The organism is Dietzia sp. oral taxon 368, from assembly GCF_002999155.1.
Taxonomy (GTDB): Bacteria; Actinomycetota; Actinomycetes; order Mycobacteriales; family Mycobacteriaceae; genus Dietzia; species Dietzia cinnamea.
On record NZ_CP027238.1, the window covers coordinates 1,523,091 to 1,546,599 of the forward strand.

At 71.6% G+C, this 23,509-nt stretch carries 21 protein-coding genes and 1 pseudogene; 11 read left to right on the forward strand and 11 right to left on the reverse strand.

Annotation, left to right across the window (positions count from 1 at the left end):
- Positions 1 to 2,250, reverse strand: a complete 2,250-nt coding sequence (locus C3V38_RS07190) for a fatty acid desaturase (protein WP_106385396.1) — start codon at positions 2,248 to 2,250, stop codon at positions 1 to 3.
- Positions 2,251 to 2,469: 219 nt separating this feature from the next.
- Between C3V38_RS07190 and C3V38_RS07195 the strand changes: the two genes are divergently transcribed.
- Together C3V38_RS07195 and C3V38_RS07205 are read left to right on the forward strand one after the other, a co-directional pair.
- Positions 2,470 to 3,411, forward strand: a complete 942-nt coding sequence (locus tag C3V38_RS07195; RefSeq protein ID WP_254426108.1) for an AraC family transcriptional regulator — start codon at positions 2,470 to 2,472, stop codon at positions 3,409 to 3,411.
- A gap of 113 nt (positions 3,412 to 3,524) precedes the next feature.
- On the forward strand, positions 3,525 to 4,196 hold the full coding sequence (locus C3V38_RS07205) for a TenA family protein (protein WP_106385397.1): 672 nt from the start codon (positions 3,525 to 3,527) through the stop codon (positions 4,194 to 4,196).
- Between the two features lie 103 nt (positions 4,197 to 4,299).
- Here C3V38_RS07205 and poxB read toward each other — a convergent pair whose 3' ends face one another.
- The 4 genes from poxB to glp form a co-directional block, all read right to left on the reverse strand.
- Positions 4,300 to 6,021: a ubiquinone-dependent pyruvate dehydrogenase gene (gene poxB, locus C3V38_RS07210; RefSeq protein ID WP_106385398.1), complete on the reverse strand. Its 1,722-nt coding sequence runs from the start codon at positions 6,019 to 6,021 to the stop codon at positions 4,300 to 4,302.
- Positions 6,022 to 6,187: 166 nt separating this feature from the next.
- Positions 6,188 to 7,909 (reverse strand): MDR family MFS transporter, encoded by a 1,722-nt coding sequence (locus C3V38_RS07215; protein WP_254426109.1) that lies wholly within the window; start codon positions 7,907 to 7,909, stop codon positions 6,188 to 6,190.
- Entirely contained in the window at positions 7,906 to 8,562 is a 657-nt protein-coding gene (locus C3V38_RS07220; RefSeq protein WP_106385399.1) for a TetR/AcrR family transcriptional regulator, read from the reverse strand. Before C3V38_RS07220 ends, C3V38_RS07215 begins: the two co-directional genes overlap by 4 nt.
- A gap of 117 nt (positions 8,563 to 8,679) precedes the next feature.
- The gene (gene glp, locus C3V38_RS07225; RefSeq protein WP_165001079.1) at positions 8,680 to 9,933 is read right to left on the reverse strand and encodes a gephyrin-like molybdotransferase Glp; all 1,254 of its coding nucleotides are present in this window, start codon (positions 9,931 to 9,933) and stop codon (positions 8,680 to 8,682) included.
- Between the two features lie 206 nt (positions 9,934 to 10,139).
- Between glp and C3V38_RS07230 the strand changes: the two genes are divergently transcribed.
- From C3V38_RS07230 to C3V38_RS07255, 6 genes are all read left to right on the forward strand, one after another.
- The gene (locus tag C3V38_RS07230) at positions 10,140 to 11,513 is read left to right on the forward strand and encodes a uracil-xanthine permease family protein (protein WP_254426146.1); all 1,374 of its coding nucleotides are present in this window, start codon (positions 10,140 to 10,142) and stop codon (positions 11,511 to 11,513) included.
- Positions 11,514 to 11,560: 47 nt separating this feature from the next.
- Entirely contained in the window at positions 11,561 to 12,631 is a 1,071-nt protein-coding gene (gene moaA, locus C3V38_RS07235; protein WP_106385400.1) for a GTP 3',8-cyclase MoaA, read from the forward strand.
- Between the two features lie 31 nt (positions 12,632 to 12,662).
- Positions 12,663 to 12,944 (forward strand): MoaD/ThiS family protein, encoded by a 282-nt coding sequence (locus C3V38_RS07240; protein WP_232303011.1) that lies wholly within the window; start codon positions 12,663 to 12,665, stop codon positions 12,942 to 12,944.
- A 3-nt stretch (positions 12,945 to 12,947) separates the two neighbouring features.
- Complete coding sequence (locus tag C3V38_RS07245; RefSeq protein ID WP_106385401.1) at positions 12,948 to 13,754, forward strand: substrate-binding domain-containing protein; 807 nt, start codon at positions 12,948 to 12,950, stop codon at positions 13,752 to 13,754.
- 121 nt (positions 13,755 to 13,875) lie between these two features.
- Complete coding sequence (locus tag C3V38_RS07250; protein WP_254426110.1) at positions 13,876 to 14,103, forward strand: hypothetical protein; 228 nt, start codon at positions 13,876 to 13,878, stop codon at positions 14,101 to 14,103.
- 210 nt (positions 14,104 to 14,313) lie between these two features.
- The gene (locus tag C3V38_RS07255; protein WP_106385402.1) at positions 14,314 to 15,210 is read left to right on the forward strand and encodes a VOC family protein; all 897 of its coding nucleotides are present in this window, start codon (positions 14,314 to 14,316) and stop codon (positions 15,208 to 15,210) included.
- Between the two features lie 375 nt (positions 15,211 to 15,585).
- Here C3V38_RS07255 and C3V38_RS18015 read toward each other — a convergent pair.
- Together C3V38_RS18015 and C3V38_RS07265 are read right to left on the reverse strand one after the other, a co-directional pair.
- Positions 15,586 to 15,717: pseudogene (locus C3V38_RS18015) on the reverse strand (respiratory nitrate reductase subunit gamma); the annotation flags it as partial.
- A gap of 24 nt (positions 15,718 to 15,741) precedes the next feature.
- Positions 15,742 to 15,894, reverse strand: coding sequence for a hypothetical protein (locus C3V38_RS07265; protein ID WP_254426111.1), 153 nt, complete (start codon positions 15,892 to 15,894; stop codon positions 15,742 to 15,744).
- A gap of 47 nt (positions 15,895 to 15,941) precedes the next feature.
- Between C3V38_RS07265 and C3V38_RS17580 the strand changes: the two genes are divergently transcribed.
- Positions 15,942 to 16,079, forward strand: a complete 138-nt coding sequence (locus C3V38_RS17580) for a hypothetical protein (protein ID WP_165001080.1) — start codon at positions 15,942 to 15,944, stop codon at positions 16,077 to 16,079.
- Positions 16,080 to 16,140: 61 nt separating this feature from the next.
- Here C3V38_RS17580 and C3V38_RS07270 read toward each other — a convergent pair whose 3' ends face one another.
- Both C3V38_RS07270 and C3V38_RS07275 read right to left on the reverse strand, forming a co-directional pair.
- Positions 16,141 to 18,012 carry an NTP transferase domain-containing protein gene (locus C3V38_RS07270; protein WP_254426112.1) on the reverse strand — a complete coding sequence of 624 codons (1,872 nt, stop codon included), beginning with the start codon at positions 18,010 to 18,012 and terminating at the stop codon, positions 16,141 to 16,143.
- Complete coding sequence (locus C3V38_RS07275; protein WP_106386398.1) at positions 18,009 to 18,596, reverse strand: TetR/AcrR family transcriptional regulator; 588 nt, start codon at positions 18,594 to 18,596, stop codon at positions 18,009 to 18,011. Before C3V38_RS07275 ends, C3V38_RS07270 begins: the two co-directional genes overlap by 4 nt.
- A 102-nt stretch (positions 18,597 to 18,698) precedes the next feature.
- Between C3V38_RS07275 and C3V38_RS07280 the strand changes: the two genes are divergently transcribed.
- Positions 18,699 to 20,252: an MFS transporter gene (locus C3V38_RS07280; protein ID WP_106385403.1), complete on the forward strand. Its 1,554-nt coding sequence runs from the start codon at positions 18,699 to 18,701 to the stop codon at positions 20,250 to 20,252.
- A 29-nt stretch (positions 20,253 to 20,281) separates the two neighbouring features.
- Here C3V38_RS07280 and fdhD read toward each other — a convergent pair whose 3' ends face one another.
- Both fdhD and C3V38_RS07290 read right to left on the reverse strand, forming a co-directional pair.
- The gene (fdhD, locus tag C3V38_RS07285) at positions 20,282 to 21,103 is read right to left on the reverse strand and encodes a formate dehydrogenase accessory sulfurtransferase FdhD (RefSeq protein ID WP_106385404.1); all 822 of its coding nucleotides are present in this window, start codon (positions 21,101 to 21,103) and stop codon (positions 20,282 to 20,284) included.
- Positions 21,051 to 21,509 (reverse strand): hypothetical protein, encoded by a 459-nt coding sequence (locus C3V38_RS07290; protein ID WP_174705763.1) that lies wholly within the window; start codon positions 21,507 to 21,509, stop codon positions 21,051 to 21,053. The genes fdhD and C3V38_RS07290 overlap by 53 nt, the downstream gene beginning before the upstream one ends.
- A 69-nt stretch (positions 21,510 to 21,578) precedes the next feature.
- Between C3V38_RS07290 and C3V38_RS07295 the strand changes: the two genes are divergently transcribed.
- A complete protein-coding gene (locus C3V38_RS07295; protein ID WP_106385405.1) occupies positions 21,579 to 23,168 on the forward strand; it encodes an IS1182 family transposase in 1,590 nt (529 codons plus the stop codon).
- Positions 23,169 to 23,509: the final 341 nt, after the last annotated feature.

Genomic DNA, 23,509 nt, shown 5'->3' on the forward strand with positions numbered 1-23,509 from the left:
CTACAGATCCAGCTCGATGTCCGAGGAGGCCAGCGAGTTGCAGACCGTGATCCGCTCCTGCTGCACACCGGGCTGTTCGGCGCTGGTGGTGCCGGCGAGCTTGGTCGTGACGCACGCCTTGCACAGGCCCCGCTCGCAGCCGGTGGGCACCGGGATCCCGGCGCGCCCGGCCGCCTCCAGCAGTGTGGTGCCGCCGTCGATCTCCACAGACGTCCCGGTGCGGACGAAACTGACGGTGTAACGGCTGCCGTCGTCGGCGGGCCGATCCAGCTCGGGCGCGGTGAACGACTCGGCGTGGAAGCGCTCGGCGGGCTGTCCCAGCCCCCGCAGCCACCCGCGGGCCAGGTCGATCACCGCCGCCGGGGCGCAGACGTAGGTCTCGCGCTCGGCCAGGTCCGGCACCAGCTCGGTCAGCAGCTCCGGGCCGAGGCGTCCGGTGGGAAGGTCGTCGCGGGTGGCCGGGGCGTCGGTGAACAGGTGCAGCGTGATCCCGGCGTCGCGGGCCAGCTCGCGAAGCTGCGGCTCGAAGATGATCGAGCGTTCGTCGCGGTTGAAGTACAGGACCGTCGCGTCGACGTGGGGGCCGGCGTCGCGGGCGAGGCGGCGCAGCAGCGCGATGATCGGGGTGATGCCCACGCCGCCCGCGATGTGCAGGGTGGGGGCCGGGTGAGTGGTGTCAGGCTCTGCCGGCAGCGCGAAGTCACCGGTCGACTGCGGCACACCTACCAGGGTCACGTAGGCCCCCGGCTTCAGGGTGTCGTTCAGCCGGTTGGAGACGCGGCCGTCAGCCACGCGCTTGACGCAGAACTCCAGGTCGGACGGCCCGGCCTGCCCGACCGAGTCGTGGACCAGGCTGTACTGGCGGACCAGCTCGTCGTCGTCGACCATCTGGCGCACCGACACGTACGCGCCGGCGTCCCACCGCACGTCCTCCCACCCGCGCGGGCGGGCCAGGCGTACCGACAGGGCTTGCCCGTCCGCGACAGGCGTGGCCGCTACGACCCGCGCCGGCACGTTGTGGAACTGCGGCTTGTCGAGGTAGGGCGACTCGGGCAGCCGCCGGTAGCGCAGCCCGGCCGCGACGCGGCGAACGAGCGAAGCCGGGTCGCGCAGCAGGTCGCGGGGCCGAGAGAACTCGCGCTCGCCGAACGGCACCGACAGTCCGGTGAGCGTCTTGGCGATGAGCGGCACGGTCTCCAGAAGCGGCGTCTCGTGGTACGGCAGCCCGTGGCGCGCGGCGATCTCGCGGACCTCCGGCGCAATCTTGCGCTGCATCGACGGCGGCAGATCGGGGAACAGGTGGTGCTCGACGTGCGTGTCCAGCCCGCCGTAGAAGATGCGCAGATCGGGCCGGTTCTCGAACGGCACCTCCTCCTCGAGCAGCCGCGCGAGGGCGTCGTCCATCTGCGCGCTGGGCAGGAAGTTGCGGGTCGCGCGGATCTGACGCTCGTAGTACTGGTCGGCGGTCTCGTCGGGGCCGGGGTCGGTGAACAGCTCGAGCTCGCCGGCGTGGTGCTCGATGAACACCAGGAACAGCACCGACATGTAGCCGGTCACCCCGCCGAGGTAGTTCGCGGCGAGCGTCTGCAGCGGCTTCCATCCCGAACGGAACGGCTCGTCGACGAACCGACGCCGGGCGTCGCGGCCGGCGATCCGGGCGGGGGACCGCAGCATGTATGAGCTGAAGAGCCCGTGTCCCTCGACCTTGCGCGCGATGTTCGCCAGGAAGAACGGCGCCGCGATCGGGGCCATCGCGGCCAGGGTCGAGATCATCGCGACCTGGCCGAGGTGGTGGCCGTACCAGTCCTGGCCGGCGCTGCCGCGGAACAGGCTGTACCCCAGGTCGTGGTCCTTGCCGACGATGTTGGTGTTGGGGTGGTGGCCCACGTGGTGCATGGTCTTCCACTGGTCGGTGTCGACGTTGAAGTCCCAGTGGTAGCGGTCGGAGTGGTACTCGCCGCAGTCCGGCAGGTGGTCGTAGCTGCCGTGGATGATGTTGTGGCCGAGTTCGGAGAACTGCATGAGGCGGTACGCCATCTCCAGTGCGGTGGCGCGGCGGACCGCGCGGGGGCCGCCCTCGCGCAGCAGTTCGCGACGGCGGGCGTCGATCGCCTCGCCGTAGGCGGTGACGTTGCGGATGTGCGCCAGGTCCTCGGCGCCGACCGCGGCCTTGGCGCGGATGTAGAGGGCGCCGAGCTCGGCCGCGAGCCCGGTGTCGGTGGCGGTGTCAGGGGAGCCGGCGAGGGTCATGACTCTGACCGTAGCCACGCATCCGCGCCGGCGGAATGGCACTTTCGGTCGGGAAGTTGGCACTTTCGGACAATCGGGTGGGTGGGTTGGTAGTTTCAGGCGATGACTGTGAGGCCGTCGTTGTCGTCGTCGCGGTCGTCGCCGGGATCGCCCGTGTGGGCCGTGCCGCGCGGCACGGAGGGCGTGCGGATCATGGTGGAAGGCGCCGTGGCGCAGGGGATGACGACGACGAGGTGCCTCGCCGGCACCGGAATTCAGCCGCCCGATCTCGCGGATGAGAACGCGCAGATCTGGGCACATCAAGAGTTCGCGGTGATCCGCAATCTGTTGGCCGAGCTCGGGGATCTGCCCGGGCTGGGAGCCGGCATCGGGGCGTATTCGACCATCGGTCGGACCGGCGTGATCGGATTCATGATGCTGGCCGGGCCCACCGTGCGCGCGGCGCTCGAGCGGGCGATCCCGTACCTCGCGCTGTCGCCGACGCACCTGCGGTTCGCGCTGGAGGAGGGCGACGGGGTCGTGTACGCGGTCGCCGCCGACGACGAGATCCCGCCCGATGTGCGCGCCTTCGTGGTGGAACGGGACCTGGCCGGGCTGGCGGTGGCGTTTCGTGGCGCGCAGATCGACCTGCAGCTGGTCGGGATCGAGACCACGCTCGGGCCCGCGAGCGCCGCGCTGCTGGCGGAGGCGTGGCGGCTCGAGCCGGCGGCCGTGGTTTCCCGGTGCGCGACCAACCGGCTGGTCATCCCGCGCGCACGCCTGGACGAGCGGCTGCCGCAGGCGGATGAGAACACCGCGCGGCTGTTCGAGCAGCAGTGCCGGGAGGTGCTGGATGCCCGGCTGGCCCGCGTCGGTGTGGCCGGGCAGGTGCGTAGCCGGCTGCGGCACGAGCGGGGTGACTGGCCGTCCATGGCTGACCTGGCCGCTGACCTGCACGTCGACGAGCGCACGCTCCGGCGGAGGCTGGCCGCGGAGGGGACGTCGTTCCGGCGGCTGGTCGACGAGGTGCGGCACGGCAGGGCGCTGGAACTGCTCGCCCAGGGCGCGGCGGTGTCCGAGGTGGCGCGCGAGCTCGGATACTCGGAGACCGCGACGTTCACCCGATCGTTCACCCGCTGGGAGGGCGTGTCTCCGAGCCGGCTACGGGAGCGGGGCCTGTGACGCGGATGGCACACTTCGAGGTGATCGAGACCTACACCTGGACAGGGCCCGGGCACCGGCCACACGGCGCGATCGTCGCCCGCCTGTCGACCGAGCGCTGAAGGAGACCCGAGTTGAGCCTGTTCGAGACCCTGAAGACCCGCTGCCGCGACGAATGGGACGCCTACACCCGGCACGACTTCGTGGAGCGGCTCGGCGCCGGCACCCTGCCGCTGCCGGTCTTCCAAGACTACCTGGTCCAGGACTTCCACTTCCTCGTCCAGTTCACCCGCGCCAACGCCCTGGCCACGTATAAGAGCCGCACGCTTGCTGACCTCAAGGCCGCGCACGCCGCGACCGGCGCGATTCTCGCCGAGACCGACCTGCACCTGACGCTCACCGAGCGCTGGGGCATCCCGCGCGCCGAGCTCGAGGCCGCTCCCGAGAAGCAGGCCACTGTCGCCTACACCCGCTATGTCCTGGACTCGGGAATGGCCGGGGACCTGCTCGACCTGAGCGTTGCGCTGGCCCCGTGCACGATCGGCTACGCCGAGATCGGCGCCAGGCTGCAGCCGCGTCTGGCCGAGCACGGCGGACAGAGTGGCGAGCACCCGTACCGCGAGTGGATCAGCGAGTACTCCGGCGAGGAGTTCACCGCCGCCTCCCGCGCCGCGATCGCCCAGCTCGATGCCCTGGCTGCGGGCGGGCTGTCGGACCGTCGGCTGGACGAGCTCACCGACGTGTTCCGCACGGCCACCCGCCTGGAGATCGACTTCTGGCAGCAGGCTCTCGACAGCGCCGAGTAGGCATCGCCGCCGCGTGGTCGCAGACCACGGTGGTACGTGGACCCGCCCCGGGGATGTGTGAATCGGCGAGACCACGCGGCGGCGAGGGGCCCTGGGCAGGGGCTCAGAACAACTGCCGCAGGTTCGCCTTGGCCAGGTCCACCAGCTCGTCACCGCGGCCGGACAGTACGGTGCGCAGCGAGTAGAGCGTGAATCCCTTGGCCTGGGCGGCGCTGATGGACGGCGGGATCGTGAGCTCCTGGCGTTCCACCTCCACCTCGAGCAGGGCGGGCCCGTCGTGGGCGAGGAACCGCTTGACGGTCCCGGCCAGATCCTTGGACTTGTCCGCCCGGAAGCCCGCGAGCCCGCAGGCCTCCGCGACCTTCGAGAAGTCGGGGTTGGACAGGTCGGTGCCGAAGTTCACGAAGCCGTCGGCCTTCATCTCCACCTCCACGAAGTTGTACGAGGCGTTGTTGAACACCACCACCTTGACCGGCAGGTCGTGCTCGACCAGCGTGAGCAGCTCGCCCATCAGCATGGAGAGCCCACCGTCGCCCGCGAGCGCGATCACCTGCCGGCCGGGTGAGGCGGCCTGGGCGCCGATCGCCTGCGGCAGGGCGTTGGCCATGGACCCGTGGGTGAACGACCCGACGATCCGTCGGCGCCCGTTCATCGTCAGATAGCGGGCCGCCCAGATCACAGGGCTGCCGACGTCCGGCAGGAACACCGCGTCGTCGTCTGCCGCCTCGTCGATCAGCCGCGTCAGATACTGCGGGTGGATGGTCCGCTTGGACGGCGTGGCGAGATCGTCCAGCGTGCGCCGCGTCTTGGCGTAGTGCTTCGTGGCACCGTCGAGATGTTTGCGGCCCGTGTGCGTGCGCAGCCTGGGGAGCAGCGCCCGTATCGTCTCCCCGACACCGCCGACCAGCGGCACCTCGACAGGCGTGCGTCGACCGATCCGATCGCCCCGGATGTCGACCTGGATCACCGTGGCGTCCGGGTAGAACTGCTGATACGGCAGGTCGGAGCCCAGAACCAGCAGGGTCTCGGCGGCCATCATGGCGCGGTAGCCCGAGGAGAACCCGAGCAGACCGGTCATTCCCACGTCGTAGGGATTGTCGTGCTCCACCCATTCCTTGCCACGCATCGCGTGGACGATCGGCGCCTTGAGCGTCTCCGCGATCTCCAGCAGTTCGTCATGGGCGCCCGCGCAGCCGGCGCCTGCGAGGATCGTGACGTCCTCGCAGCCGTCGAGGGCACGGACGGCGCGAGCGAGATCCTCCTCTGCCGGGACCACCGCACTGGCTGTGGGGCGGATGGCGGCCGCCTCGGCGGTGATCTCCTCGAGCGCCACGTCGCCGGGCAGGACGAGTACGGCCACCCCGCGCTTCTCGATGGCCGCACGCATAGCGATCCTCAGCAGCCGCGGCGCCTGCTCGGCTGACGAGACGTGCTCCGCATAGACGCTGCACTCGCGGAACAGCTCCTGTGGATGGGTCTCCTGAAAATATCCCGTCCCGATCTCCTCTGACGGGATGTGCGCGGCCAGCGCGAGGACCGGGACCCCGGAACGCTGGGCGTCGAACAGGCCGTTGATCAGGTGCAGGTTGCCGGGCCCACAGGAACCGGCGCACACCGTGAGGTTCCCCGTCAGCGAGGCCTCTGCGGAGGCGGCGAACGCGGCCGCCTCCTCGTGCCGGGTGATCACCCAGTCCACGCCGTCGGTCTGCCGGATCGCGTCCGTGACGCCGTTCAGCGAGTCGCCGGGAAGTCCGTAGACCCGCTGGACCCCCGAGGCGTGGAGCGTGTCGATGATGTGTCGAGCGACCGTGGTACGTGTGGGCATGTATGCCTCCGACTGGTGGTGAACTCGTCGCCGAAGGGCCGGGCCGGCCCTTCGGCCATCCCCGACCCTACGACCCTTCAGTGTGACCGGGTACCGATCGCGCTGAAGGGTCAGCAGCCGGAATGTCGCCGGCGGTGACGGTTGAGGTGGGGGTGTCCGGGTGGGGTCAGCCGTGCGCCGGGGCGGGCGGGTCTCCTGGGGTGGGCGTGGTCGCGGTGGTGGCGTTGTCCTCGTCGACCCGGGGAACGTCTTCTCCGTCAATCTCGACGACCTGGCCCCTGCCGTCATCCCACACGGCCTCGCCCCGCGTGATCATGCCGGCCTCGGTGCTGAGGGTGACCTGGGGGAGGAAGAACGCGAAGAGAAGGGCGACGGCGAGGACCGGGACCACGAACCAGAGCGCTGGAGCCAACGCATCCGCATAGGAGTCCACGATCCCCTGGTGCAGCGGCTCGGGGAGGTTCGCCACGAAGGCCGGCGTGACGGCGCCCGGGTTCAACCCCGAGGCGATCGCCTGCTCCGGGTTGGCGGCCACCGTGTCGGTGAGGTTGTCGATCAGCCGACCCGTGAACAGCGAACCGAACCAGGCGGTGCCGATCGCCGCACCGATCTCGCGGAAGTAGTTGTTCGAGCTCGTGGCCACGCCCACCTCGCGCGGGTCGACCGCGTTCTGAACCGCCAGCACGATCACCTGCATGACCAGGCCCAGGCCGGCGCCGAAGAACAGCAGCATGCCCATGATCTGCCAGATCGGGGTCGAGCCTGTCATCTGGGTCATCACCGCGACCGTGGCCGTGGTCAGCGCCATGCCGACGATCGGGTAGATGCGGTAGCGGCCCGTCTTGGTGATGGCTAAACCGGAGCCGATCGAGGTGGCCATGAGGCCGACCATCATGGGGATCATGAGCAGGCCCGAGCCCGCGGCCGAGGTTCCGGTGGCCATCTGCAGGAAGGTCGGGATGAAGCCGATCGCCGCGAACATCGCCACGCCGAGCACGAACGCGATGGCGGTGGCGACGATGAACACGCGACCGGTGAACAGGTGCAGCGGCAGGATCGGTTCCTCGGCGCGGCGCTCGACCACCACGAGGGCGACGATGCTGGCGCTGGTTCCGGCGATCATCGCGAACATGCCCGGCGAGTCCCAGGCCAGCTGGTCGCCGCCGAGGTCGGTGACCAGGACCAGGCCCGCGGTGCCCAGGACCATGAACAGGATGCCGAGGCGGTCCACCTTGGCCGCGCTGCGCTTGGTGGGCAGCTTCATGAACCTCCACGCCAGCGCGAACGCGATGATGCCGACCGGCACGTTGATCCAGAAGCACCACCGCCAGTGGGCGGTGTCGGTGAAGAAACCGCCGAGCAGCGGGCCAGCCACCGCCGAGATGCCGAAGACCGCGCCCATCGGGCCCATGTACTTGCCTCGCTCGGAGGCGGGCACGATGTCGGCGATGATCGCCTGCGACAGGATCATCAGGCCGCCGCCGCCCAGGCCCTGGACGCCGCGCCAGGCGACGAGTTCCCAGAAGCCCGCTTCGGTGGCCGGGTCGGTGAGGAAGCCGGCCGAACCGGAGCCGATCGACCCGAGGGTGAAGATCGCGATCGCCAGCAGGAAGAGGTTGCGACGGCCGATGAGGTCACCGAACTTGCCGTACAGAGGCATGGTGATGGCCACGGCGAGGATGTAGATCGTGATGATCCACGCCTGGTGCTGGACGCCGTTGAGCTCGCCGACAATGGTGGGCAGGGCCGGGCCCAGGATCGACTGGTCGAGGGAGGCGAGGAACATTCCCGCCATGAGAGCGCCGAAGATGATCCAGACCGAACGCGGGGTGAGGGTGATCGGGTCGTCCCCGGCAGGCGCGGGTGGTGCCGTGGAGGTGCTGGTCAAGGAAGTGGCCTTTCATCGGTGAATGCGGTCTGTAGGAGGTCGAAGTAGTGGGCGACCAGCTCCGTGAGTGGGGCGTCGGTGAGCCCGGCGCGGGCACTCTGCATGGCCGTCTGGGTGAGGCCGAGCGCGACGCTCAGGCCCACGCGGGCCAGATCGCGGTCGGCGACTGAGGCGTAGTGCGCCGTGAGGGCGGCCTCGAACTCGGCGCCGACCGCCGCCATCGACGTGTGCAGCGTCCCGAACAGGGAGGGATCGCGCTCGAGGGCTTCCCGGACGAGGTCGTCATCGGCGGAGGCGTCCGGGTCGGACTCGGACTCGCGGAGGAAGTCCAACATGACGTCGCGGATCCGCAGGACCGGATTGGCGGCGGGCGCGGTGGCCTCGGTTGTGTCGGCGAAGAGGCGCAGCATCAGTCGGCGGAACCTATCGGCACCGAGGTGGACGACCGCCTCGTCCTTGGAGTCGAAGTAGTTGAAGAACGTCCGTGGCGAGACGTCGGCGCGGGCGGCGATCGCCTCGACGGTCGTGGCGTGGAGGCCTTCCTCGGCGACCAGCTGCAGCGCGGCGCGGGCGAGGCCGGAGCGGGTGCGGGCTTTTTTCGCCTCGCGCAGGCCGGCAGGGGCCGGGTCGGCGGAGGGGTCTTCGGTGGCCACCAGGCGATGATGCGCCACAAGTTGCAGTCTGTGCAAGTTTGCACAAGATGCAAAAAGGAGTGCTCGGTCACGTGCCTTCTGGTCTCAGATCTGTCGCCTGCTCGCAGGCATCGGCGGCTACAGCGCCACCGCGTCGACCTCGGTCCCGGCGGCCAGCGAGGTCACGTCGGCGGGGATCTCCACCAGCACGTCAGCGCGCGCCATCGAGGCGACCAGGTGTGAGCCGGGACCGGAGACCGGCTCGACGACGGGGATGCCAGCACCGAAGTCAGGGCCGAGCGCCGCCCGCAGGAACTGGACCTTCCCTGCGGGGGAGGTGACGTCGCGCGAGAGCCGGGCCCGCACCGGTTGGACAGGCGACCGCCCCACCGCCTCGAGGATGACCGGTCGCAGCAGCACCACGAACGACACCAGCGCGCTCACAGGATTACCCGGCAGGCACACGACGGGCGTGTCCCGCCATGTCGAGATCCCCTGCGGTCCTCCGGGTTGCATGGCGATCGGCGCGAAACGCGAACCGTCGCGTCCGTCGAGCACCTGCCGCACCACCTCGGCATCACCCATCGACACCGCGCCAACGGTCACCACCAGGTCCGCGCCGGAGACCGCGGAATCGAGGGCGGCGGAGAACTCGTCGCGGTCGTCGCTGCTGGTCAGCGTGGCCGTCACATCGCAGCCGCAGGCCTTGAGCGCGGCCGTCAGGGTCAACGAGTTGGACTCCCAGATCTGCCCCGGCCCCAGCGGCCGCCCGGGCGCGACCAGCTCGGAACCCGTGGCCACCACCCCGACCCGGGGCCGCGGCCGCACGTCCAGCGCCGACTCCCCGAGGGAGGCCGCCGCAGCCAGGTGACGCGCCCGGAGCTGCGCGCCCGCCGGGATCACCACGTCGCCGGCGCGGACGTCGTCGCCGGGACTCCGGACGAACTCGCCCCGCGCGCGAGGTGCCCGCACCAGCACCACCGAGCTCTCGTCCGGGTCCGGCGAGGTGTCCTCCACGGGAACGACACAGTCCGCGCCCTCGGGGAGGGGTGCCCCGGTCATGATCTTGCAGGCCTCGTCGTCGTCGACCCGTGAACCCGGCTCCTGGCCGGCGTGTACCGCCCCCACCACCCGTAATCGCACGGGCACGTCGGGGCTCGCCTCGGCCACGTCCGCCGACCGCACCGCGTAGCCGTCCATCTGTGAATTCACGAACAACGGCAGGTCCACGGCGGCGCGTAGGTCGCGGGCCAGCACAGAGTCGGCGCACGCGACCAACGGCAGTCGGGTGGACTGCGCTGCGCGGGCCAGCATCGGCGCCAGGTGCGCCCGCACGAGCTCGCGGTAACCGTCAGGGGACGAGCTCGCGGTGTCGCTGTGGGAGGAAGCCATACTCCCACGGTAACCGCGTTGTAGTGTTCCTACGGCCCGCGCGCGGCGGTCCGCGGACGGTGAAAGGTGACGGGCGAGACGTGGCGGAGAAGAAGAACGACGGTAGGACGACGACGCCAACGCCAGATAAGACGTCCGCGCGCACCGGCCTGTGGTCGGTCCACGGTGACGGCAGGAACATCAGGCCCGGCGGGGTCGTCGCCCCGATGGAGCGGCTGAGCTGGCCGCGCACCATCGGGATCGGCGCCCAGCACGTGGTGTCGATGTTCGGCGCGACGTTCGTGTTCCCCATCATCATGGGGCTCAACCCGCAGCTGGCGATCCTGTTCTCCGGCGTGTGCACCCTGCTGTTCCTCGCCGTGGTCAAGGGGCAGGTCCCCAGTTATCTCGGCACCTCGGTGGCGTTCGTCGGCGCGGTCGCCGCGATCCGCGCCCAGGGCGGCACGAGCGCCGAGGTGACCGGCGCGATGCTCGTGGCCGGCGCCGCGCTGCTCGTGGTGGGCCTGATCGTCCACGTGGTGGGCGGCCGGGTGGTGACGGCCGTGCTGCCGCCGGTCGTCACCGGCGCCGTGGTGATGCTGCTCGGCTTCAACCTCGCGCCCGTCGTGGCGGAGACGTACTGGCCGCAGGACCAGTGGGTCGCGTTGTCGGTGATGATCGTGCTGATCGGGATGACCGTCGGGCTCAAAGGCTTCGCGGGGCGCATCGCGATCTTCCTCGCGCTGATCTTCGGCTACGTCCTGTCCTGGGTGCTGGACGTGCTCACCGGGCCCATCACGTCGTTCAGCGCCACCGCCGGTGAGGTGACCGAACACCTCCGCGTGGACTGGTCGGGCGTGTGGGACGCGCCGTGGATCGGGCTGCCGCCGATGACCGACGAGGCCGCCGGCGTGGTGGGTATCCACGCCCCCGACTTCTCGCTGGCGTTCGTACTGCTGGTGGTGCCCGGCGTGATCGCGCTGATCGCCGAGAACGCGGGGCACGTCAAGGCGATCGGCGAGATCACGCGCACCGAGACCGACGGTCTGATGGGCCGTGCCCTCGCCGCGGACGGTGCGGGGACCGTGCTGGCCACCTCGTTCGGCGGGTCGGCGACGACGACGTACGCCGAGAACATCGGCGTGATGGCAGCGACCAAGGTGTACTCGACGGCCGCCTACGTGGTGGCCGCGCTGACCGCGATCGTGCTGGGGTGTTCCCCCAAGCTGGGTGCGGTGATCTCCGCAACCCCGGGCGGTGTGCTGGGCGGGATCACGGTGGTGCTCTACGGGATGATCGGCCTGCTCGGCGCGAAGATCTGGAAGGAGAACCGGGTCGACTTCGGCAATCCGTTGAACCTCGTGCCGGTCGCGGCGGGTGTGGTGATCGCGATCGGCGGCACGACCCTGCAGATCACCGACGACTTCCAGCTCGGCGGCATCGCCCTGGGTACCCTGGTGGTCGTCCTGGGGTACCACCTGGGCCGGGCGATCGCCCCGCAGCTGCGCGGCCAGGCCGAGCGCGACGAGGTGCACGAACTCACGCTGCTGGGGCCCACCCCGGACGTCACCGCGCTGGAACGGCGGCCGGAGGACGAGTGAGCGGCGTGGGCCCCTACACTCGGGGCCACCGACACCGCAGAGGGGAGGTGGGCCACGTGACCGTCCCGGACACCCGCCGCACACCGGGAGCGGGCCCGCACCCGCGCCCCGCGACGCCGCTGCTCGTCGACTCCTTCGGCCGCGTCGCCCGCGACCTGCGGGTCTCACTCACCGAGAAGTGCTCGCTGCGCTGCACGTACTGCATGCCCGAGGAGGGCCTGCCGCCGATCCCCGACGCCGCGCGGATGACCGCCGACGAGGTGGTCCGGCTGGTGACGCTGGCGCACCGCGAGCTCGGGGTGCACGAGGTCCGCTTCACCGGCGGCGAGCCGCTCATGCGGTCCGACCTCGAGCGCATCATCGCCGGCACCCGTGCGGCCTGCCCGGACCTGCCCATCGCCATGACCTCCAACGGGGTCGGCCTCGAGCACCGCGTCGGTCGGCTCGTCGAGGCCGGGCTGAACCGCATCAACATCTCGCTGGACACGGTCGACCGCGCCGAGTTCGCCGAGCTGACCCGCCGCGACCGGCTGCCCTCGGTCCTGCGCGGTGTGCGGGCCGCCGTCGAGGCCGGGCTGGATCCGGTCAAGGTCAACGCGGTGCCCCTGCGCGCGACCCTGCACGGCGCGCCCGACCTGCTGGAGTGGGCGCTGGCCGAGGGGGTGCAGCTGCGGTTCATCGAGGAGATGCCCCTCGACGCCGAGGCCACCTGGTCACGCGCGGAGATGGTCACCGCCGCCGACGTGCTGGACTCGCTGCGGACCCGGTTCGAGCTGGTCGCGGCGGGGCGCGAGGATCCGTCCGCGCCGGCCGAGCTGTGGCGGGTCGCCGGCCGCACGGTCGGGTGCGCGCCCGCGACGGTCGGGGTGATCGCGACCGTGACCCGCAATTTCTGCGCGGCCTGTGACCGTACCCGCCTCACCGCCGAGGGCACGGTGCGGTCGTGCCTGTTCAGTGACGACGAGACCGACGTACTCGGCGTGCTGCGCTCGGGCGCCCCGGACGACGAGGTCGCCGAGGTCTGGCGGGGCGCGATGTGGGGCAAGCAGGCCGGGCACGGGATCGGCGGTACGGCCTTCCACAGGCCGCGGCGGTCCATGGGAGCCATCGGTGGTTGACGTGTCAGTGTCGGGCGATAGGGTTGATGATGTGAGCAGCACACCGGATGTGGGACGAGCCCCGCGGGTGATCACCGTGGGCTACTACGCCGCGGCGGAGGACGCCGCCGGTACCGCCCGTGAGCGACTGCACACCCACGCCACCACCGTCGGGGAGTTGGCGCGCGAGGTGTGCGAGCGGCACGGTGAGCCGCTGGCCAGCATCGTGACAGTGTCCTCCTTCCTGGTGGGCGACGAGACCACCCGGGATCCGAAAACCCCGATCGACGGCGTCTCCGCCGTCGATGTTCTGCCCCCGTTCGCCGGCGGCTGAGCGATGAACCGGAGCCGGGGGGTCAGTGCGCTGACGGTCGCCCTGGCGTGCACGGTGGTCGGCGCCTGCGCGCCGAAGGAGCCCGAGAACGAGACCATGACCATCGGTGTCGCGGCCGCCCCGTCGTTGTCCGCGGCGTTCACGGAGATGATCGACATCTTCGAGGGCGAGCATCCCGGGGTCACCGTCAGCCTCGAGCTGGGCCGGTCGGACACGATCGCCGCCGGGTTGCCCGGGCGGGACGACATCAACGTCTTCGCCTCCGCGAGCGAGGACGCCATGCAGCAGGTGGTGGACGCCGGAGTGGCGGTCGATCCCCGCGTCTTCGCCCGCAATCATGTCGTGGTGGCCGTGCCGTCCGGAAACCCGCTCGGGATCACGGGGCTACGCGACCTCGAACGCCCGGGCCTGCGGGTCGGCCTGTGCGCGATGGACGTGCCGTGCGGGAAGGCCGCGGAGTCGCTGCTGTCCGCGGCGGGCGTCGAGCCGGCGGGGGTCGAACGCGACTCGGGCTCGCGCGCCCTCGCCGCGCGCCTGGCCGACAACGACATCGACGTGGGCATCGTCTACCGGACCGACGTCGCCGCCTCGCACGGTTGGGTCGAACAGGTCGAGACCCACGAGCGGGACCGCGAGCTCGCCCAGGCGGCGGGAACTACGCGGTACTCCGTGGCCAGGGTCGCGAGTGGCGAGCTGGGGGCCGACGCGGAGGGGAAGCGCGCTGCGACGGACGACTTCCTGGAGCTGGTCGTCTCCGATCGGGGCCGGCGCGCCCTCGAGAACTCCGGACTGGCCCCGCTGCCGCAGTGAGCGGGGAAAATACCCACGTCGGGGAGGTAAGAGTTCGGGCCTAGACTCGGCGGTATGAGCAGCCCCCCGCCCCGCTCCCCGTCCCGACGGACGGGATCGTGGCATCGGCGGGGAGTGGGGCGTGCGCCTGCGGGCGTTCCACCTCGCCGTCAACGTCCTGGGATTCGTCGGTATCACGGTCCGCACCACGCTGGTCACCTTCTGGGCCACGGTCCTGCGCACCCCGATGGCGCGGGGCCAGGACACCGCGGCGACCCGTTCCCTGGCCGTCATGGCGGCGGCCGTCGTCGCGGCGGCAGGGCGCAGGCGCTGGGCCTGGCGCCGTCCCAGGGAGGGTTCGTCGAGATGACCCCCGCCGAGTCCGGCCGCTACGTCTTCGTGGACCACTCCTTCGCTGACGCGGAGAAGGGCGCGACGGGCTTTCTCGACATGAGCGGCTGGCCGGTCCCGGCCGGGGTCTTTGATGCGTCAAGGAATAGACTGCGTCCCTCTCCGGTTTTGTAGATGACGCGTCAGATAGTGTCGACCGCTGTTCGACCCGACGAACCAGGAGAGCACCGTGCCCGTCTACGTCCAGAACCCCGACCCCCGCAGCCTCGTCGAGCGGCCCGCCGACGACCTCCTCGCCCCGGACACCCGCATGGGAGCCGTGGAGCTGCTGGTCCGTGATTTGGACGCGATGATCGGCTTCTACGCCGAGGGCGTGACCCTGGAGGTGCTCGAGCATTCGGGCGAGGCCGCGGTGCTCGGCCGCGCGGGCCTCCCGCTCGTGCGGATGCGCCGGATGCCCGACCTGCCGCCGCGGAAGTCCGGCGAAGCGGGTCTGTTCCACACCGCCGTGCTGTTCGACGACGAGGCGTCGCTGGCCGCCGCCGTCGCCTCGGTCGCCCGGTACGCGCCCCGGTCGTTCACCGGGAGCTCGGACCACCTGTACAGCCAGGCGTTCTACTTCGACGACCCGGAGGGCAACGGCGTCGAGCTGTACGCGGACCGGCCCCGGGAGACCTGGGCCACCGAGCCGCACGGTCTGCTCAAGGTGGCCACCGATCCGCTGGATCCCAACGCGTTCCTGCGCACCCACCTGCCCGAGGCGTCCGCGACCCTGCCGGGCGCGACCCTCGGCCACGTCCACCTGCAGGTCGGCGACATCGGTGTGGCCCGCGACTTCTACGTGGACGCCCTCGGATTCGAGGTGATGAGCGATGTCGGCTCGGCCCTGTTCATCGCCGCCGGTGGGTACCACCACCACATCGCCGTCAACACGTGGGGCACCGCCGGGGCGGGCCCACGCGCGGCCGCCCTCGGGCTGGGGCAGGTGAACATCGACCTGCCGACCGCCGACGACGTCGACGCGCTCCAGCAGCGCCTGACCGACCACGGGTTCCGGGCCCGGCACGACGGCGCCGTCCTGCGGGTAGACGACCCGTGGGGCACGCTCATCCAGGTCGGGGCGTAGGACACGGTCGCGGGCAGCTGACACGGCGGCGGGCGGCTGGCGCGGTCGCGGGCAGCTGACGCGGTAGGCGCTGCGTTTGCCCGCGCGGTGGGTCCGGCATCCGCCCCTGCGCATGACCGCCGAATCCGCAGCCGCCCCTGCGCCTGGCGTCTGGCCCGCACCGCGCGGTGCGCGCGAGACGCCATGCCCGGGTCCGGCTGTGCGGAGCCGATCCGTCCCGAGTGTGCCGCGGTGTCTGCCCGGCGGGCTGCGTCGTCGGCTACCGCTTCGTGCTGACGGTCCGGCTGACGTCCGCCACGTACTCGCGGGACCAGCCTCGCCGATAGTGGCGGTTGCCGATGATCGTGTTGCTCATGCCGAAAAAGTCGTCAGCGCGAGGAAGACGTACATCACCTTGTCGTCGAGCGTTGTCGCCGAGAACACCGGCCCGACGGTGCGGCGGCGGTAAATGAGGATGATCAGCCCGACGACCGTGCGGAAGCCGGCGATCGCGCCGATCACCACAGAACACGTCGATCCAGGTCACATCGGTCATGGGTGGGCCTGGCTCTCCAGGTAGGACGATGACGTGAACGCCTCGAGGCCGACGTCCTCGTCGGGCGGGCCCTGGGCGATGAGCTTGCGGACCGCCTCGTGGCCCTCGCCGTCGATCAGCGGGAGGGTGGCGGTTCCGGCCGAGACCACCGCGCGCCGGTAGACTTGCTACACCGCCGATCGATAAAGGGTGAACGATGGGATTCCTACGGAACGCACTGCGGAGCGGAGTGGCGCTCAAGGCCGTCCAGGTGGTCAAACGCGAGGCCTCGAAGCCGGAGAATCAGCGCAAGGCCCGCGAGTTCGTTGGGAAGATGCGCAACCGGCGGCGCTGACGACGCTGAGGGCGGCGCGGACCCGGCGAGACCGGGCGGCCCGCGCCCGCCCCGCCCGGTGTCAGATCCAGTCGACGAGCTCCACACGGCCGCCAGAACCCTGGGCCATGCCCGAGCCCTTAGCCGAGCGCGAACCTCCTGAGCTCGCAACCGTCCCCGCGTCCTCGCCCTCGGGCACCACGGCCAGCGCGGGGGCGCCCGCGAGGTCGGCGAGGTGTGCGGTGCGGACGCGGTGGGCGAGCCGCCAGCCCCCGGTGCCGTCGGGCCGGGCGGGCAGGATCCGCGCGCGGCCCGGACTCGCCACGTCCTCCAGCCCCGGCAGCTCGGCGGTCACGGGCGTGCGCTGCCGGCCGGTGAGCGCGTCGACCAGGGCACGACCCGTGGTGGCGGCCGCGCACACCGCGGCCAGCGGGTTCCCGGGCAGCGCCAGGAGGACGCGCCCGTCGGGCAGCTCCGCGACGAGCTGCGAGCCGCCCGGGCGGACACGGACCCCGTCGATCACGACGCGCGCACCCACCCGCTCGAGCGCCGACCGCAGGTGATCGGCGACGCCGCGGCCCGTCGCGCCCACCAGCACGAGCACATCCGCATCGGCAGCGGGGCCACCGAGCAGGTCGTCGACCGCCTCGGCCGTGTCCCGGCAGTGCCGCAGCGGACCCACCACCTCGAACCCCGCCCGCGCCAGGACCCCGGCGGGCCCACCCAGCAGGGGACCCACGGTGTCGCGGATCCGACCCGGCGGCAGCGGCGGGGGCGTGTCCGCGGGCAGGACCTCGTCACCCGTGGTCACCACCGCCGCCCGCACCGGACCGCGCACGGACACCCGCTCGACCCCCGCCGACAGGGCCGCCGAGGCCAGCGCCGCGTCGAGCACCGTGCCGTCCGCGGCCAGCGCGTGCCCGGCGGGCCAGTCCTCGCCGACCGGGCGCAAGTCGTTGACCCCGCCGGCGCCGGCCGACGCGGTGACGACGGCGTCGCCGGGCGCCGTCGCGTCGCCCGGGACCGTCGCGTCGCCCGGGACCGCCGCGTCGCCGGAGCCCGGGTCGCGCGCCTCGACCAGCTCGTGCCGCAGCACGCGGTCGGTGCCGCGCGGGGCGAGCGCACCCGTCGCGATCCGCGCCGCCGTCCCCTCGGCCAGGGATGCGGGGGAGTCGTCCCCGGCGCGGCGGGCGGCCCCGGTCAGCCGCCACGGTCCGGGCCCGGCCAGCGCGTAGCCGTCCATCGCGGAGACGGGCCCCCTCGGCATCGGGTCCGCCGCGATCAGCGGCGCCGCGAGGACCGCCCCGACCGCGTCGAGGGGCGCGCGCCCGACCGCCGGTACCGGTGTCAGCCCCGCCCGCAGGACGGCCCCCACGTGCGCGAGGCCTACCGGTCCGCGTCCGGCCAGGTCGGCCCACGTGTCGACGTCCCGCGCGGGGGCGCCGACGGGGACGCGGACCACCTCCTCGTCGTCGTACAGGGCCCGGACGGCGCGCCCACCGACGCCGCCGGAGGCCTCCAGGGCGGCCAGGCGCGCGGCGAGGGCGCGGCGGTGCCACGCGGCCAGGAGGTACTGGTCGTGCCCCGCGGCGTCCACGGCGAGCGCGACGCGGGGCGCGGAACCCGGCGCGGGGCGGCGCAGCGCGGCGACGAGGGCACGGAGGGTGCCGGCGTCGAGGTCGGGGAGGTCACAGGCGACGACGACGACGAGCTCCACCGCCCCCGGCAGTCCCGCCAGTCCCGCGGCGATCGCGGCGACCGGCCCGGAGTGGGGCGGATCCTCGCGGGTGTCACCACCGGGGCCCACGGTGATGACGGGCCCGGCCACGTCCCGGGCGGCGCCGACGACGCTCTCGATCATCGGTCGCCCCGCCACCGTGACCCGGGCCTTGTCGACGCCCCCGAGGCGGCTCGCGCGGCCACCGGCGAGCACGATCGCGCCGACGGCGGTCACGTCTCGTCCGCCAGTCGACCGCGGAGGAAGTCGTCGACCAGCCGCTCGACGTCGGTCGGCGTGAACGGGCGCAGGCCGATCATGCGCGCGACCACCACCGGCCCGGCGAGCTGCGCCACCGCGAGGTCGCGGTCGCCGGGGACGAGGGTGCCGTCGGCCTCCGCGGCGGAGAGCGCCGCGTGCAGCGGCGCCGTGTAGGAGTCCACGACCCCGCGTCGGAGCTGGCCGACCTCGTCGTCCTCCGAGGCGCCGCGGCCCATCGCCAGCCATCCCAGCATCGACTGCTGCAGGGGCGCGTCCTGGATGAGGCGGGTCATCGACGCGCACAGGTGCAGCAGCTGCTCGCGCAGCGGGAGGTCCGCCGGCGGCGGCTCCGGGGCGGGCAGCAATCGGCGGAACGCGGCCGCGATGAGCGAGTCCGTCGACGGGAAGTTGCGGTACAGCGTGGTCCGCGCGACCCCGGACAGCCGGGTGACCGCCTCGACCGTCACCGCCGCCGCGCCGCCCGAGACGAGGAGGTCCGCCGCGGCGTCCAGGAGCTTTCCGCGGGAGCGGGCGCGGCGGGGGTCGGTCGGCGTGGACATGGCCCCCATTGTGACCCGCCGCGCCGGGCGGGTCGTGCGTTACGGTGGCGGGACGAACGATACCGCCGGTATCGTTTTCCGTACCGCTCCCCGGGAGGCTCCGTGCTGGAACTGTCCACCGGACGACGCCGCTGGCTGCTGTTCGTCAACGTCGTCGCGGTCTCGCTGGTCGTGGCCACCATGTCCGCGCTGTACACGTCGCTGCCCGACATCGCCGTGGCCATCGGCGCCACCCAGGCCGAGCTCACGTGGATCGTCGACGCCTACACGCTCGCGCTGGCCGCGCTCGTGCTCACCGCCGGCGCGCTGGGCGACCGCTTCGGCCGCCGCGCCACCCTCATCGTGGGGCTGGCCCTGTTCACCCTGTCCTCCGCGCTGCCGCTGTGGCTCGACTCACCGCTCTGGCTCATCATCCTGCGCGCGGTCGCCGGCGTGGGCGCCGCGTTCGTCATGCCGTCGACGCTCTCGCTGCTCACCGCGAGCTTCCCGCCCGAGCGCCGCGGGACCGCCGTCGGCACCTGGGCGGGCTTCGCCGGCATCGGTGGGATCGTCGGACTGATCGGCTCCGGGCTCATGCTGCAGGTGTGGTCCTGGAAGTCGATCTTCCTCGTCTACTCGGTGATCGGCCTGGTCGTGTTGGTGGCGGCCTCCACGATCGGCGAATCCGTCGCGTCCCGTCGTGGTCGGCCGGACGTCGGCGGCGCCGTGTTCTCCGCACTGGCCGTCGGAGGGGTGGTGTTCGGGCTCATCGAGGGGGCGCACACCAGCTTCTCGGAGGTCCCCGTCGTCGTCGCCCTCATCACCTCCGCCGTGAGCCTGGCCGCCTTCGTGCTGGTCGAACTCCGAGCCGACGACCCGATCCTCGACGTGCGCTACTTCCGGCGCCGCGGCTTCTCGGCCGGCTCGGTGTCCGTGGGGATGCAGTTCCTCACGATCTTCGGGTTCTTCCTGCTCATCGTGCAGTACCTGCAGCTGGTCAAGGGCTACGACGCGATCGGGGCGTCCCTGTCGCTGGCACCGATGGTCGTGCCCGTCATGGTGTTCTCACTGCTCTCGCCCAAGATCACCGCGGGGGTCGGACTGCGGGCGGTGTCCGTGGTGGGCGTGGGCGCGATCGCCGTCGGGATGGTCTTCCTCTCGCGACTGGGCGTCGACTCGAGCTACTGGGACATCCTGTGGCCGATGGTCATCGCCAGTGTCGGCCTGGGCCTGTCCACCGCGCCCGCGACGTCCGCGATCGTCTCGGACATCCCCGTCGACGAGCAGGGCGTGGCCGCGGCGGTCAACGACGCGATGCGCGAGGTGGGGGCCGCGATCGGCATCGCGATCTCGGGCAGCATCCTCGCCGGCCGGTACGCCGCCGACATCGGCGCCGTCCTGCCGGGCGTCCCCGATCCCGCCCGTGAGGCGGTGGCCGGATCGTTCGCCGGCGCGGTGGAGTTCGGCGAGGTCGCCGGTCCCGCGGCGCAGCCGATCGTCGACGCCGCGGCCGCGATCTTCGCCTCCGGGATCGCCGACGCGCTGCTCGCGCTGGGGCTCGTCGCCGCGGGCGCCGCGCTGGTCCTGCTGGTCGTCGCGCCCGGTCGCGGGTACGTGCCGTACGGCGAGCGCGCCGAGGCCGCCGCCGAGCCGCGACGCCCGGTGGGTCAGGTGTAGTTGGCACCGGAGGCCTGCGGGCGGCGCGCTCAGTCCCGTATGCGCTCGGGATGGGCGTATACCGTCGCCCGGTCGCCCCGGCTGAACCCGACGAGGGTCACCCCGGCCTCTTCCGCCAGGTCCACGGCGAGCGACGACGGGGCGCTCACCGCCGACATCACGGGGATCCCGGCCATGGACGCCTTCTGCACGAGCTCGAACGACGCCCGGCCCGACACCTGCAGGATGGTTCCCCGCAGCGGCAGTCGCCCCTCGCGCAAAGCCCAGCCCACGACCTTGTCCACGGCGTTGTGCCTGCCCACGTCCTCGCGCAGGCACAACAGCTCGCCGGCGGCGGAGAACAGCCCCGCCGCGTGGACCCCACCCGTCTTGCCGAACAGGCGTTGGTGGTCGAGGAGTCGCTCGGGCAGCGTCAGCAGCACTTCGGCGTCGACGAGGGGCTCCACCGGCTCGGCCGGGAAGTGGGTCGAGCGCCGCACCTCGTCGATCGAGTCCACGCCGCACACCCCGCAGGCGCTGCTCATCGTGGTGGCCCGGGCGGACCGGGGTGCCGGGATGTCCGGCGAGAGGGTCACCGTGAGGGTGTTGTAGTCCTGTTCGGCCCGACCGCTGACGGTGGTGCAGTAGCAGATCTCGGGCAGGTGATCGCGGTGCCAGACCGCCCCCTCGGAGACCAGGTGCCCCGCGGCGAGATCCATGTCGTCGCCCGGGGTGCGCATCGTGACGACGAACGGCTGGCCGCCGACCCGGATTTCGAGCGGCTCCTCGACGGCGAGGGTCGTCACCTCCCGCCGTGCGTCACCCCCGGCCAGAACGCGCTGCGCCCGGTGACGAGTCGTCCGTCGTCCCATATCCGCGCAGCCTAGCGCCGTCCGAGCGTGAGCGTCGGACCAGCGCCGCCGCCAGCACCACCGTGACCAGCCAGAGCAGCGGGTAGATGTTTGTGATCACCCCGAAGACCACCGGGGGGATGTCGCCCCCGAGCATGAACAACCCGATCGCCACCCACCGGTCGTCGGGGTATTCGGGGTTGGGGAAGCTCTGCACCCAGGCGGCCGTGGCGGCCCAGAGCAGCGGCGGCAGGAGCCAGAGATACCAGCGACGGCCGACGATCGCGTGGTGCACCGCGATGACCAGCAGCGGCACGAACCAGACCCAGTGGTGGCCCCACGAGAACGGCGACACCACCGACATCGTCATCCCGGACAGCGTCAACGCAAGGAGTTGGTGGCCGGCCCGGTGCAGCAGGGCCGCCATCGCTAGGAGACTGCTGAACAATCAGGGTGTCCGCCCCGCGGGGTGACCCGGGCCTGAAATACTTGGTTCATGCAGGGTGAGTGGGATCGGCAGCGTGAGTTGCTGGATGTGGAGTCGGTGGCGGGGCATCTGCTCGAGCCCGGCAGCGTGTTCGCGTTGCTGGCCGAGCATCGGGATCGCTTGTTCCCGGCGGAGTTGTTCGCCGATCTGTTTCCCTCGGGCCGGGGCCGGCCGTCGATCCCGGGGGAGGTGATCGCCTCGGTCATCGTGCTTCAGGCTCTGTTTGGGCACTCCGACCGGGAGGCCGTGGATGCGTTGACGTTTGACCTGCGGTGGAAGGCCGCGTGCGGGTACGCGGTCGATGCCCAGGGCTTCGACTCGTCGACGTTGACTTACTGGCGGCGCCGGCTGGCCGCCAGCGAGAATCCGCAGCGGATCTTCGAGGTGGTGCGCCAGGTCATCGCCGAGACCGGAGCGGTCAAGACTAAGACCCGCCGCGCACTGGACTCGACGGTTCTGGATGATGCGGTGGCCCGTCAGGACACGATCACCCAACTCATCGCCCAGATCAGGCGGGTCGGCCGCGAAGTGCCCGGCGCGAAAGAGCTGATCGCCTCCGAGTGCACCCGGTTGGCGGCGATGTGCGGGCACGATTACTCCGAGGCCGGTAAGCCGCGTATCGCCTGGGATGACCAGGCCGCCCGCGACGAGCTGGTCTCGGCCCTGGTCGCAGACGCTCTGGCACTGCTTGAGGCTCTGGATGTTGAGGCGATCACCGCCGCCGGCGGCAGACCAGCCGAGGCGGTGGCGCTGCTGGCATTGGTCGCCGGCCAGGACGTCGAGCCCGCCGAGGATTCCGATGGCACCGACGGCCGGTGGCGCATCGCCCGCCGCACCGTCCCGGACCGGGTGATCTCTACCGTGGACCCCGATGCCCGGCACGCGCACAAGACCCAGCAGCGTCGCCAGGACGGGTTCAAAGCCCACATCGTGGTCGAACCCGATACCGGGCTGACCACTGCGGCCCGGCTGACTCGGGCCAGCGGTCCGGACAATTCCGACGCCGCCGTCGGTGCGGACCTGGTGACCACAGATCCCACCACTACAGACGTCGAACACATTGAAGTGCTCGGAGACTCGGCGTACGCCACCGGAGACATGCTGGCCACCCTCGCCGGAAAGCAGTGGCTGCCCCTGGTCAAACCCTGGCCGACCAGGCCCGCTGTGGAGGGCGGGTTTGGTCTGGATGACTTCACCTTCGATGCCGCGGCAAACACGTTGACCTGCCCGGCTGATGTCACGCGGACAGTGTCGCCGCAGGGCCGGGCGAAGTTCGGTGCGGCCTGCCGGCAGTGTCCGCTGCGCCAGCGGTGCACCACCTCACAATCCGGCCGCTCGGTGCTGCTGGGCGAGCACCATGTGCTGCACCGCCAGCACCGCCAGCGCGCACAGGGCGAGGACTTCCGGGCCACCTACCGGCAGCATCGCCCGATGGTGGAACGCTCCATCGCCTGGCTCACCCGAGGCGCCCGACGAGTGCCCTATCGCGGGGTGGATAAGAACAACAGCTGGCTCCACCACCGCGCCGCCGCCCTCAACCTACGTCGACTGCTAGCCATGGGCCTGACCCACCAGAACGGAGCTTGGGCCCTGGCCTGACCAGCAGTTAGGGGAGCCGCCTCTCGCCGATGGCCGGTGAGACCGCGCATAATCACATCAAGTGGACCGAAGGCCCTCGGTCGTCGCACCCAGAGTGCTGACCTAAAACGCCGCTCGCCATCCCACCGGTGACGCCCGGGCCCGCCGCTCACACGACCGCCAACCCCAATAGCGCCTTGTTCAGCAGTCTCCTAGCCCGACCACCGCGGCCACCGCCGCCAATGCCAGCCAGGCGGCGGTGGGAGCGGCGTCGACGCCGAGGACCCGGGCGAGGACCCCGCGTAGCGACTGGTTGGACACCACCGAGTCCTGGGCGATGCGGCCCGACTTGTTTGGGACGC

Bases quoted from the DNA above. Each gene is read 5' to 3' on its own strand.
- C3V38_RS07190 (WP_106385396.1), bottom strand. From the start codon at position 2,250: ATGACCCTCGCCGGCTCCCCTGACACCGCCACCGACACCGGGCTCGCG.
- C3V38_RS07195 (WP_254426108.1), top strand. From the start codon at position 2,470: ATGACGACGACGAGGTGCCTCGCCGGCACCGGAATTCAGCCGCCCGAT.
- poxB (WP_106385398.1), bottom strand. From the start codon at position 6,021: ATGCCCACACGTACCACGGTCGCTCGACACATCATCGACACGCTCCAC.
- glp (WP_165001079.1), bottom strand. From the start codon at position 9,933: ATGGCTTCCTCCCACAGCGACACCGCGAGCTCGTCCCCTGACGGTTAC.
- C3V38_RS07230 (WP_254426146.1), top strand. From the start codon at position 10,140: ATGGAGCGGCTGAGCTGGCCGCGCACCATCGGGATCGGCGCCCAGCAC.
- C3V38_RS07245 (WP_106385401.1), top strand. From the start codon at position 12,948: ATGAACCGGAGCCGGGGGGTCAGTGCGCTGACGGTCGCCCTGGCGTGC.
- C3V38_RS17580 (WP_165001080.1), top strand. From the start codon at position 15,942: ATGGGATTCCTACGGAACGCACTGCGGAGCGGAGTGGCGCTCAAGGCC.
- C3V38_RS07275 (WP_106386398.1), bottom strand. From the start codon at position 18,596: ATGTCCACGCCGACCGACCCCCGCCGCGCCCGCTCCCGCGGAAAGCTC.
- fdhD (WP_106385404.1), bottom strand. From the start codon at position 21,103: ATGGGACGACGGACGACTCGTCACCGGGCGCAGCGCGTTCTGGCCGGG.
- C3V38_RS07290 (WP_174705763.1), bottom strand. From the start codon at position 21,509: ATGGCGGCCCTGCTGCACCGGGCCGGCCACCAACTCCTTGCGTTGACG.
- C3V38_RS07295 (WP_106385405.1), top strand. From the start codon at position 21,579: ATGCAGGGTGAGTGGGATCGGCAGCGTGAGTTGCTGGATGTGGAGTCG.